8 protein-coding genes and 1 tRNA gene are annotated in these 11878 nt (G+C 66.6%); 1 reads left to right on the plus strand and 8 read right to left on the minus strand.

Going from position 1 to position 11878, the window contains the following annotated elements:
• Positions 1-95: 95 nt before the first annotated feature.
• Positions 96-311, plus strand: coding sequence for a hypothetical protein (locus tag ACWEO7_RS09225; RefSeq protein WP_452422145.1), 216 nt, complete (start codon positions 96-98; stop codon positions 309-311).
• Between the two features lie 347 nt (positions 312-658).
• On the opposite strand, the gene ACWEO7_RS09230 is transcribed toward ACWEO7_RS09225, so the two are convergent.
• The 8 genes from ACWEO7_RS09230 to dnaN form a co-directional block, all read right to left on the minus strand.
• A tRNA-Ile gene (locus ACWEO7_RS09230) sits at positions 659-732 on the minus strand.
• A 222-nt stretch (positions 733-954) separates the two neighbouring features.
• Positions 955-2154: a DUF3566 domain-containing protein gene (locus ACWEO7_RS09235; RefSeq protein WP_452422146.1), complete on the minus strand. Its 1200-nt coding sequence runs from the start codon at positions 2152-2154 to the stop codon at positions 955-957.
• Between the two features lie 39 nt (positions 2155-2193).
• Positions 2194-4710 (minus strand): DNA gyrase subunit A, encoded by a 2517-nt coding sequence (gene gyrA / locus ACWEO7_RS09240; RefSeq protein WP_452422148.1) that lies wholly within the window; start codon positions 4708-4710, stop codon positions 2194-2196.
• A gap of 70 nt (positions 4711-4780) precedes the next feature.
• The gene (gyrB, locus tag ACWEO7_RS09245; RefSeq protein ID WP_450015929.1) at positions 4781-6826 is read right to left on the minus strand and encodes a DNA topoisomerase (ATP-hydrolyzing) subunit B; all 2046 of its coding nucleotides are present in this window, start codon (positions 6824-6826) and stop codon (positions 4781-4783) included.
• Positions 6827-7136: 310 nt separating this feature from the next.
• Positions 7137-8048, minus strand: a complete 912-nt coding sequence (locus tag ACWEO7_RS09250; protein WP_452422150.1) for an alpha/beta fold hydrolase — start codon at positions 8046-8048, stop codon at positions 7137-7139.
• 133 nt (positions 8049-8181) lie between these two features.
• A complete protein-coding gene (locus ACWEO7_RS09255) occupies positions 8182-8751 on the minus strand; it encodes a DUF721 family protein (protein WP_452422151.1) in 570 nt (189 codons plus the stop codon).
• Between the two features lie 349 nt (positions 8752-9100).
• The gene (gene recF / locus ACWEO7_RS09260; RefSeq protein ID WP_452422153.1) at positions 9101-10381 is read right to left on the minus strand and encodes a DNA replication/repair protein RecF; all 1281 of its coding nucleotides are present in this window, start codon (positions 10379-10381) and stop codon (positions 9101-9103) included.
• A gap of 243 nt (positions 10382-10624) precedes the next feature.
• A complete protein-coding gene (gene dnaN / locus ACWEO7_RS09265) occupies positions 10625-11800 on the minus strand; it encodes a DNA polymerase III subunit beta (protein ID WP_452422155.1) in 1176 nt (391 codons plus the stop codon).
• Positions 11801-11878: the final 78 nt, after the last annotated feature.

The raw sequence follows: 11878 nt of genomic DNA on the forward strand, positions 1-11878 counted from the left end.
GATAACACCGCTGTAACGGCGGAAATGGAGCCGCCGATGGACTTGGCGGTACGCCTGGGCGGACCGAAACCCCAAGAGAGAAAGGCAGATTCGACATGACTCGAATCACTCGGCTCACCATCGGCGCGCTTTTGACCGTGGCCGTGCTGTCACCTGCCGCAACCGCGCAGGCAGAGACTTCGCAGCCCACTCCGTCTGTGTCCTCGATCGCCGCCGGCGACAGCGGCTCGTCGAGCGGTTCGTCGTCGGGAATCCTTTGCACCATCATCAAGCTGATGCTCATGAACCAGGGCCCCCAGTTCTGCCAGTAGAAACCCCGAGAGCGGCCGGGATTTCGACGACCCACCGGCGTGTACGCAGGGCACCGGCGATTGCCGGACGACGGTGCCCTCGGCGGTCTCGCCCAGGCGACATGGACCCCGCCCTCACACGAATCGCTACCAACCCAACGTTCCAGGAGTGGTGCTTCAAGTCCGTTACGCATCAGCGCCGCATAGACGGTGCGGTACTCGGGCCCCTGGAGCGGGGTGAAGCAGCGGACGCGCCGGGTCTACGGGAAGGCGGCGAAGTTCGCGGAATCGGCGGAGGCCGGTTGATGACGCAACGGTAGATCGGCTCGAGAAGACCGGAATGGTGCCTGACCTGGCACTGAGAGAGGTGGGCCTAGGAGGACTTGAACCTCCGACCTCTTCGTTATCAGCGAAGCGCTCTAACCGCCTGAGCTATAGGCCCGTAGTTTGTGTTGTTTGCATGAACAACGACGTGTAGAGACTACACAACACCTATCCACTGAACCAAAACAGCTGGTAGAAGCCTTAGCGAGGCGCACTTACAGCGGCAGCGACAGCCGCTGTCCAGCGCCGCCGGTATGACAGTCCGTCAGGCGACAGTACCCACGAAAACGGCCGGCACTCTGCCCGTTGGGCGAGTACCGGCCGTCTGGACGTTCCGGGACTAGTCGGGGTCGGCCAGGGTGACCTGGATGCCGCCGACGAGGTCGCAGCACTGGTTGTAGATGAAGGTGCCGACGGTGCCGAGCGCGGTGAACAGCACGACGTTGATCAAGCCGATCACGCCCGCGTACCCGAACACGGTGCCCGCGTCGATCAGTCCCACCGAACCGCTGTCCTGCGACACCATGTCGGTGAACGTGTTGTTCAGCCGCTCCCACACGCCCATGCCCTCGAGCACGATGTACAGCAGGCCGACCGCCAGCATCCACACGAAGAACATCGCCACACTGATGACCAGCGAGATCTTCAGCGTCGACCAAGGGTCGATGCGACGGATCTGCACGGTGGCCCGCAGCGGCTCGCCGGAGGCGACCGCCGCGACCGCGACCGGAACCGCGGGCGAAACCGGCCCGGGCTGCTGGCCAGCGGCTTCGGTCTGCGGCAGCGGATGCCGGATCTCGGACAGGTCCGGCATGTCCTTGATCAGTTCCGGCCGCGCGATGCTGCGGGTGGGGCCGTCGATGCCGACGGACTTCACCATCGCCGCTTCCTTGCGCGCCGCCTTGGCGGCCAAGTCGGCGGTGGTACGCGCGTTGGACGTGCTACTGCCGAGGCCGCCGCCCGCACCGCCCGAGGTCGGGCGGCCGGTGACCGGGGCCTGCCCCGGGCGGTACAGGTTGGACTGCGGCTCCCGCTGCGGCAGCTGCGCCCACCCGTCCTGATACGGCGACTGCTGTCCGCCATTGGTGGCGCCCACCGGCTGCTTGTCCTCGCTCTCGGGCGCGGACTGCGGGGCCTGATTGGGGATCCGGGTCGTCTTCTGGTCGAAGCGATCCTGGCCGTCGCCTCCGGGCCCCTGGTCGGGCGCACCCTGCTGCTGCGCGACCTGCGGATCGCGGATCTCGTGCGGCTGGTTGCCGCCGGGCTGGTTGCCCGGCTGGCCACCCGGATGACCGCCGGACTGCGGCCCGTTCGGTTGGCCCTGCGGACCACCCGGCTGCGGCCCACCCGGCTGCGGCCCACCGGGATGGCCGACACCAGGGTGACCGCCCGGCTGGCCGCCGCTCTGCTGGCCTTGACCGTTCTCGGCCGAGGCGACCGGCCGTGGGATCGGCCGCGGCGGAATCGGTGACGGTGCGATCCGCTCGGTCACACCGTTCGTGTGGTGCCGCTCGTCATTCGGCTGATTCGGAGTGGTCAATGGGAATCCTTAGATCCGTTCGTTGCCGCCGCTGTTGGGTTACTTCTCGGAGGAGCCGGTGTCGCCGCCACCGAAGATCTGATCGGGATCGGGCTCATCGGCATTGCGCGCGATCGCAAGCAAGGTATCGCCCTCGGCGAGGTTCATCAATCGCACGCCCTTGGTCTGTCGTCCAGCCTTACGAACCTGCTTAGCCGCCGTCCGGATGACGCCGCCCCCGGAGGTGATCGCGTACAACTCATCTTCGTCGTCGACGATGAGCGCCCCGACCAGGGTGCCACGTTTCGCGTCGAACTGGATGGTCAATACACCTTTACCACCACGGCCCTGCGCGGTGTACTCCTCTATCGCGGTCCGCTTCGCGTAGCCGCCGGACGTGGCGACCAGCAGATATGTGCCGTCGCGAACCACGTTGAGCGACAACAGCGCATCGCTGTCGTTGAACCGCATGCCCTGCACGCCGGAGGTGGCGCGACCCATCGGACGCAATGCCTCGTCGGTGGCCGAGAACCGGATCGACTGGCCGAGCGCGGAGACCAGGAGCAGATCGTCGTCGGCCGAGCAGAGCACGGCGCCGACCAATTCGTCCTCATCGCGCAGATTCACCGCGACGATGCCGCCGCTGCGGTTGGAGTCGAAGTCGGTCAGTTTCGACTTCTTCACCAGGCCGTTCTTGGTGGCGAGCACCAGGTACGGCGCGTCGTCGTAGGACTTGATCTGGATGATCTGGGCGATCTTCTCGTCCGGCTGGAAGGCCAGCAGGTTGGCCACGTGCTGGCCGCGCGCGGTGCGGTTGGCCTCGGGCAGTTCGTAGGCCTTGGCGCGGTAGACCCGTCCCTTGTTCGTGAAGAACAGCAGCCAGTCGTGCGTCGAGGTGATGAAGAAGTGCTTGACGATGTCGTCCTGCTTGAGGCCTGCGCCCTGCACGCCCTTGCCGCCGCGCTTCTGGCTGCGGTAGAGATCGGTCTTGGTGCGCTTGGCGTAGCCGGTCTCGGTGATCGTGACGACCACGTCTTCGCGAGCGATCAGGTCCTCGTCGGCCACGTCACCGTCCGCCGAGACGATCTGGGTACGCCGATCGTCGCCGTACTTCTCCACGATCTCGGCCAGCTCGTCGCGCACGATCGCGCGCTGCCGCTCCGGCTTGTCGAGAATGTCCTTGTAATCGGCGATCTCGGCTTCGATCTTGGTCAGATCGTCGACGATCTTCTGCCGCTCCAGCGCCGAGAGCCGCCGCAGCTGCATGTCCAGGATCGCGGTCGCCTGGATTTCGTCGATGTCGAGCAGCTGCATCAGGCCGGTGCGCGCGGTGTCGGTGTTGGCCGAGCGGCGGATCAGCGCGATGACCTCGTCGAGCGCATCGAGCGCCTTGACCAGCCCGCGCAGGATGTGCGCCCGCTCCTCCGCCTTGCGCAGCAAGTACCTGGTGCGCCGGACGATGACGTCCAACTGGTGGTTGACGTAGAACCGGATCATCTGGTCCAGCCGCAGCGTGCGCGGCACGCCGTCGACGATGGACAGCATGTTGGCGCCGAAGCTGGTCTGCAGCTGGGTGTGCTTGTACAGGTTGTTCAGCACGACCTTGGCGACGGCGTCACGCTTGACCGTCACCACGATGCGCAGGCCGACGCGATCGGAGGACTCGTCGTGGATGTCGGCGATCCCGGCGATCCTGCCGTCCTTGACCTGCTCGGCGATCGCGTTGATGAAGTTGTCGGTGTTGACCTGATAGGGCAGCTCGGTGATGACGATCGTGGTGCGCCCGCGATTGTCCTCCTCGATCTCCACGACACCGCGCATCTTGATCGAACCGCGGCCGGTGGTGTACGCGTCGTGGATGCCCTGGGTGCCGACGATCAGGCCCGCGGTCGGGAAGTCCGGGCCCTTGATCCGCTCCATGCACGCGGCGAGGGTGGCCTCCTCGTCGGCGTCGTGGTTGTCCAGCGCCCAGTAGATGGCGGCGGCGAGCTCGGTCAGGTTGTGTGGCGGGATGTTGGTCGCCATGCCGACCGCGATGCCGTTGCTGCCGTTCATCAGCATGTTCGGCACGCGGCTCGGCAGGACCACCGGTTCCTGCGTCTTACCGTCGTAGTTGGGGATGAAATCGACCGTCTCGTGGTCGATCTCGCGCAGCATCTCCATCGCCAGCGGCGTGAGGCGGCACTCGGTGTAACGCATGGCCGCCGCGCCGTCGTTACCGCGGCTGCCGAAATTGCCCTGGCCGTCCACCAGCGGGTAGCGCATCGCCCACGGCTGCGCCATGCGCACCAAGGTGTCGTAGATCGCCGAGTCGCCGTGCGGGTGGTAGTTACCCATCGTGTCCGACACCGGGCGCGCGGACTTCACGTATCCGCGATCGGGCCGATACCCGTTGTCGTACATGGCGTAGAGAATGCGGCGATGCACCGGCTTGAGGCCGTCGCGCACCTCGGGTAGCGCGCGGCCGACGATCACGCTCATCGCGTAATCGATGTAGCTGTTCTGCATCTCCAGCTGGATATCGACCGGTTCGACGCGGTCGCCCGCGCCTTCCGGTGGCAGGGTGATGTCGGTCATGAAGTCTCCTTAACGGGCTGACGTGCGAAAACTGCCGGGCGCCACCGCCACCGGCGGCGCCTCGGGCAGGTCACACGTCGAGGAAGCGGACGTCCTTGGCGTTACGGGTGATGAAGCTGCGGCGGGCCTCTACGTCCTCGCCCATCAGCACGCTGAACAACTCGTCGGCCGCGGCCGCGTCGTCCAACGTCACTTGACGAAGCACCCGGACACTGGGATCCATGGTGGTCTCCCAGAGTTCCTTCGGATTCATCTCGCCCAGACCCTTGTAGCGCTGGATGCCGTCGTCCTTGTTGATCTTCTTGCCCGCGGCCAGACCGCGTTCCAGCAGGCCGTCGCGTTCCCGGTCGGAGTAGGCGAACTCCGGCTCGCTGCGCTGCCACTTCAGCTTGTACAACGGCGGCTGCGCCAGGTAGACGTGCCCGTGCTCGACCAGCGGGCGCATGAAGCGGAAGAGCAGGGTCAGCAGCAGCGTGGAGATGTGCTGGCCGTCGACGTCGGCGTCGGCCATCAGCACGATCTTGTGATACCGCAGCTTGCTGATGTCGAACTCGTCGTGGATGCCGGTGCCGAACGCGGTGATGATCGACTGGACCTCGTTGTTCTTGAGGACCTTGTCGATGCGCGCCTTCTCGACGTTGATGATCTTGCCGCGCAGCGGCAGGATCGCCTGGTACATCGAGTCGCGCCCGGACTTGGCCGAGCCGCCGGCGGAGTCGCCCTCCACGATGTAGATCTCGGACTTGCTCGGGTCCTTCGACCGGCAGTCGGCCAGCTTGCCGGGCAGTCCACCCAGGTCGGTGGCCGACTTGCGCCGCACCAGCTCGCGAGCCTTGCGCGCGGCGACGCGGGCCTGCGCCGAGGACACCGCCTTGTTGACGATGGTCTTCGCGTCGGCCGGGTTGGCCTCGAACCAGTGGGTGAGGTGCTCGTTGCAAGTGCGCTGCACGAACGACTTCACCTCGGTGTTGCCCAACTTGGTCTTGGTCTGGCCCTCGAACTGCGGCTCGCCGACCTTGACGCTCACGATGGCGGCCAGGCCCTCCCGGATGTCGTCACCGGTGAGGTTGCCGTCCTTCTCCTTGATGAGCTTCTTGTCCTTGGCGTACTTGTTGACCACCGTGGTCAGCGCCGCGCGGAAGCCCTCTTCGTGCGTACCGCCCTCATGGGTGTTGATGGTGTTGGCGAAGGTGTGCACCGACTCCGAGTAACCGGAGTTCCACTGCATCGCGACCTCGAGTTCGTGGCCGGTGCCCTTACCGGTGAACGCGACGACCGAGTTGTGGATCGGCTGCTTGGTCCGGTTGATATGGCGGACGAAGTCCTCCAGACCGCCCGGGTAGTGGTAGGTCCGGGACTTCACCTTGTGCTCGGTGGGCGCTGCGCCCTCCTCGGCGTGCTTGGGCGCCTCGGCGGTTTCGCTGACCACCTCGTCGGTGATCTCGGTGTCGCTGACCCGCTGGTCGGTGAGGACGATGGTGAGGCCCTTGTTCAGGAACGCCATCTCCTGCAACCGGCGCGCGACGGTCTCGAAGTTGAAGGTGGTGGTCTCGAAGATGTCCGGATCCGGCCAGAACCGGATGGTGGTACCGGTCCGCTTCGTCGGCTCGCCCTGGATGAGCTTGCCGGGCTTCGCGTCCTTGTATTCCTGGGTCCAGTGATAGCCGCCGGTGTCGATCTCGGCCTCCAGCCGCGTCGACAGCGCGTTGACTACGGAGATGCCGACGCCGTGCAGACCACCGGACACCGCGTAGGACTCGGAGTCGAACTTGCCGCCTGCGTGCAGCTGGGTCATGACGACCTCGATGGTCGGGATGCCCTGCGCGTGCATCTCCACGGGGATGCCTCGGCCGTCGTCGATCACTTCGACGCCGCCGTCGGCCAGCAGGGTGACCTCGACCTTCGTCGCGTATCCGGCCATCGCCTCGTCGACGGAGTTGTCGACGACCTCCCAGATCAGGTGGTGCAGACCGCGCTCGCCGGTGGAGCCGATGTACATGCCCGGACGCTTGCGAACCGCCTCGAGTCCCTCGAGAACCGTGATGGAGGAGGCACCGTAGTCCTGCTTCCCGGTCGCTCTGGTCGAACCCGATGCGTTGGAGTCTTTGGCAGCCACTGGTCGGTAGCTCTCCTTACTTGCTGATCCCGGCATAGAGCGATCGGACAGCACACGTGGGGCCCTGGTGACGCCTGCTGGAGAATTAGGGTCCACGCGCGGACTGTGCGGAACGCGCCGAAGGTATCGCCGCTAGTTACGTCACCATCCTACTGGTACAGCCAACTTACAACCCACCTCCGACACCCCTCACGGCGGCGTGGATGCGAGAAATCGGTATCCGGCGACTCGGTTCCGCCTCCCGCCGGTTTCGATCCATCAGAAGTGGGCTGAGAGATGCGTTGGCAGGTCGTTCTTTCGGGCGCCCGGATCAGCGAGCGGCGTCGGCCCGAGCGATGAACGCGGCGGTGTGGCGCGCCAGCTCCGCTGGGTGTGAGATCGGCGACCAGTGCCGCGCCGGGATCTCGACCCGGCTCAGACGGGGCACCCACCGGTCCGCCTCGGCGTTCACCACGGGCCGCACGGCACGGTCGCCGGTGGCGACGATCAACTGGACGGGCACCTCGATCGGACGCGGTCGGGGATGACGCAGGTGGGTCCGGATGTTCGCTCGATAGAGCTTCAGGTTGTTGACCATATCGGTGCGCAGCGTCGGCGCCGTCTCCACCAACGCGGGGTCCAGGCCGTCGAAGAACGCGAGGAAACGCGGCCAGCGGCTGGACAACGCGCGCAGTACCGGATCCGGCAGCTTGGGGATCTGGAAGGCGACGGTGTAGCCCGAGGCCACGACTTGGGCCAGCGCGCCGCGCAGCCGCGCCGAGGTGAGCGGTCCACGCAGATAAGCGCCGAGGAAATCCAGATTCGGGCCGGACACCGAGGTGAAGGACGCGATCACGGATGCGGCGTCCGTAGCGGCCACCAGCTCCCACCCGATCACCGACCCCCAGTCGTGCCCGAGGACGTGCACCCGTTCACCGGGCGCGACTGCGGCGATGACCGCACGGACATCCGCCGCGAGCTCTTCGATCCGGTAGGCCTCGACCGCTTCCGGCGCCGAACTGCTCCCCGCGCCTCGGTTGTCGAAGGCGATCACACGATGACGGCCGCCGAGCAGGCCCGCCACCCGACTCCACAGCAGATGGGTATCGGGCCAACCGTGGATCAGCAGTACCGGAACACCCTCGGGATTGCCGCACTCGTATACCGCGAGCTCGACGTCGCCTCGGTGAACCGTCCGGGTCGCGGTCGCGGGGAACGGGCCGACCGAGGTGGTGATCGTCATCGAGATTCCTTCTGCGCGGACGCTTTCGATCCGACGCCGCGGGCTGCCGATGGGACGTCGAACCGGGGCGTTCCACGTGAAACGCCGCTTTCTAATAAACGTAACACTCGGTATCAGATACTGGCCATCGTGGTTATCCGTAGGTGTCGCGCGGTCCGCGACCTTTGATATGACGTTCGCCCTTGCGCCAGCTCGGCGCAGCGGGCCCCGAGATCTTCAGCGAGGTCACCACGCCCTGCCCGACCGCGGCATTGATCTTCGCGAGTATCTGGTTTTGCAGCATCCGCAGCTGCGTCGCCCAGGCGGTCGACTCTGCGGAGATACTCAACACGCCGTCCTTCAAGGTGACCGGCGTGGCGTGCGCGGCGATGTCCTCGCCCACCACGCCCGCCCAGCGACCGAAGACCATGCCCTCGGCGACTCGGCCCGACCAGCCGCGGCTCCTGGCGATGGAGCCGGCCAGCTTGGACAACAACTGTGGATCGCGATCGTCCGGACCCGCGCCCGACCATCCGGTTCGTCTGCGGCCACCCGTTCGCAGCCTGCGCTGAGGCGAGGAACGCCCCTGACCGACGGATTTTCCGCTCGCCCGTGCCGCCGCACGCGCTTCCTCCAGGGCACGCCGGGCCAGGTCGATTCCGCGCAGTTCGGGTTCCGGTCCGGTGGATTCGGCGGATCCGGGCTCCGGAGGCTGATCGCTCATCGCCCCCCTTTCTCCGCGTCCGATGATTTGTCCCCAGCTTCGATCGAGTTGTCCCCAGCCGTCGCACAAGGTTGCCTGCATCGAGAATCCTGCCTACTGCCTGCCGCAGGCAGCGGTTTGAACGCTCTGTTCCCCGCCCAAACTGGCTTTTCCGGCAAAGCTCGATGACTTGCTCAGCTGTTGCTGGGTGAGGTTTCGGGGAAGCGGGCAAGCGTGACCGGACGAGTTTTCCACAGGTATTGGGGAATCGGTCTCAACTGTTGAGAACTCGATCGACGATCCCGACGAGTGGTCACTGTAGTGGACCGGGGCGGTGTATGGCGATTCTGTCCACTTCGCCTGTGAATGGCTACGGCGCCCGCGACTCCGTCGATCCGGTGACCGGATCGCGTTCGCCGCCGGCTGCCGGAGGCGTGGCGTGGTCCTGCCGTTGGTTGCCGTCGAAACCTCCGCTGCCAGAACGATCCTCGGCGAGGATCCGCGAAACGCGGCCGTCGGGCCCACCCGCCGTCTCGACGCGCAGCGGCACCGCGGCGAGTTCGCCGGGCACGTCCTCCGGCACGGCCGCTGTGATCAGCACTTGTTCCGCGCTCGCGGCGACGGCCGCCAGCGCGGCGCGGCGACGCCGGTCGAGCTCGGCGAACACGTCGTCGAGCAGCAGGACCGGTTCGGCGCCGGTGGCGCGCAGCAGTTCGAACGCGCCCAAGCGCAAAGCCAGTGCGAACGACCAGGACTCGCCGTGACTGGCGAAGCCCTTCGCGGGCGAATCGCCCAACATCAGGTCCAGGTCGTCGCGGTGCGGACCGATCAGGCAGACACCGCGTTCGAGTTCCCTCGAACGCGCGGCGGCGAGTTCACGCAGCATGATCGCAGCGAGCTCCTCCGTGTCCTCCGGGCGCGGAGGCCTGGCCGGATCCAGGAACTCGGGGGGAAGCGCGGCGCTGCGATACGCGATCGACGCGGGCCGGGATTCGGGGGCGATCGATGCATAGGACTGGGCGAGATAGGGCGCGAGATCGTGCACCAAACGCAGCCGTTGGGCGAGCAGGACGGACGCATGCTCGGCGAGGTGCCCGTCCCACACGTCCAGAGTGCTCAGGTCGCCCTTCGACCTGGCCTGCCGCCCAGCGGTTTTCAACAGCGCCGAGCGCTGGCGCAGCACCCGGTCGTAGTCGCTGCGGACCGCGGCCAGCCTGGGGAGGCGAGTTGTGCACAACTCGTCCATGAATCGACGCCGTTCCCCGGGATCGCCGCGGACCAGAGCGAGATCCTCCGGGGCGAACAACACCGTCTGCAGGATCCCCAGGATCTCCCTGGTCCGGCGAACCGGCGAGCGGTTGATCTGCGCGCGGTTCGCACTGCCCTGATTCAGCTCGACATCGATGCGCAGCTCGCGGCCGGCGTTGACCACCGTGGCGCCGATCCGGGCGCGCTCGGTCCCGGTCCGGATCAACGGAGCTTCCGTGGCGACGCGATGCGACCCGAGCGTGGCCAGGTAGCCGATCGCTTCCAGCAGGTTCGTCTTGCCGTTGCCGTTCGATCCCAAGAAAACGGTTCGACCTGGGGATAATTCCAGTTCGGCATGCTCCCACGAGCGGAAGTCACGCAGCGACAGAGCTCGGACGAACATCCGCTATCGCGCCCCTGCCTGCGTCGAAGCGGACATTTCCCCCGGTGGAAGCATCGCCGCCGCGTCGTGCGCATGCCGCTCGGCGAACCACACCCCTGTGGAACACCTGTGGATAAACTGGATACTCCGCTTTGCGCAGACCGATTTCTCTGGCGTCGCCGGGAATTCTCCAGCGACGTCACCGCTCACCCGCGCTGGATCACGCGGAGCGGATCCGCCGGGAACCAGATCCTGCACAGGCGATCAGCCCGGGAGCCGGACCGGCATCAGCAGATAGATGTACGGGCTCGACAGCGCCGCGAACGTCCCCGAGTCGAGTACCTCGGGCTCTTCCCCCGACGCAGGCAGCAGCACGGCGGGCCTGCTCGGCGTGGTGAAGCCGAAGGTGACCCGGTCGGCGTGCAGCGCGGACAGGCCGTCGATGAGATAACCGGGATTGAAGGCGATGGTCAGGGATTCGCCGCGAAAATCCGCCTCCAGCCACTCCTCGGCCCGGCCGGCATCGTCGCCGCCCGCCGACAGCAGCAGGCCGTCGGCGGAGAACTCCAGCCGCACCTGCGCGCCGCGTTCGGCGACCAACGCGACGCGCTTGATGGCTTCGGTGAGCGCGGCGACGGCCAGGGTGGCGATCGAGGTGTGCTCCTTGGGGAGCAATTGGCGGAACTTGGGGAATTCCGCGTCCAGCAGGCGGGTGGTGGTCCGGCGGCCCGCGTTCACGATGCCGAGCAGCCCGTCCGACCCCGCACCGGTGCCCAGGGACAGCTGGACGGGCGCGTCGGAGGGTCCGAGCGTCTTGGCGGCCTCCGACAGCGTCCTGGCCGGAATGAGTACCGAAGTCTCGATATCGGCACGCGCTGGCTGCCATTCGATGTGCCGGACGGCGAGGCGGAACCGGTCGGTGGCGGCGAGCACGACCTGCGATCCCTCGATCTCCACCCGGATACCGGTCAGCATGGGCAAGGTGTCGTCGCGGCCGGCGGCGACGGCGACCTGACCGACCGCCTCGGCGAAGACATCAACACTCAGTGCACCGGTCTGCTGAGGCACCTCGGGCAGTTGGGGATAATCCTCCACCGGCATGGTCGGCAGGGAGAACTTCGCGCTGCCACAGGTGATCAGCACGCGCGTGCCGTCGACGGAGACGTCGACGGGCTTGTTGGACAGCGCCTTGGTGATGTCGGCGAGCAGACGACCGGAGACCAGCACCTGGCCGGGACCCGCGACCTCGGCCGCGACCCGTACCTGTGCGGAGACCTCGTAGTCGAAGCCGGAGACGGTCAAGCCGTCCTCGTCGGCGACCAGCAGCACACCGCCGAGTACCGGAACCGGCGGCCGGGAGGGAAGACTGCGCGCCACCCAGGCGACGGACTCGGCGAAATCCTCGCGGGCGACCCGAAACTTCATGCTTGCAAGCTCCATCGCCCGATCTGTCCTCTCCCGGTTCCGTGATCTGTTGTCGGCTCGTCAGTGTCGGTGCTCGAAAGGGTCCTGCCGAAT

Source organism: Nocardia sp. NPDC004260 (genome assembly GCF_053603155.1).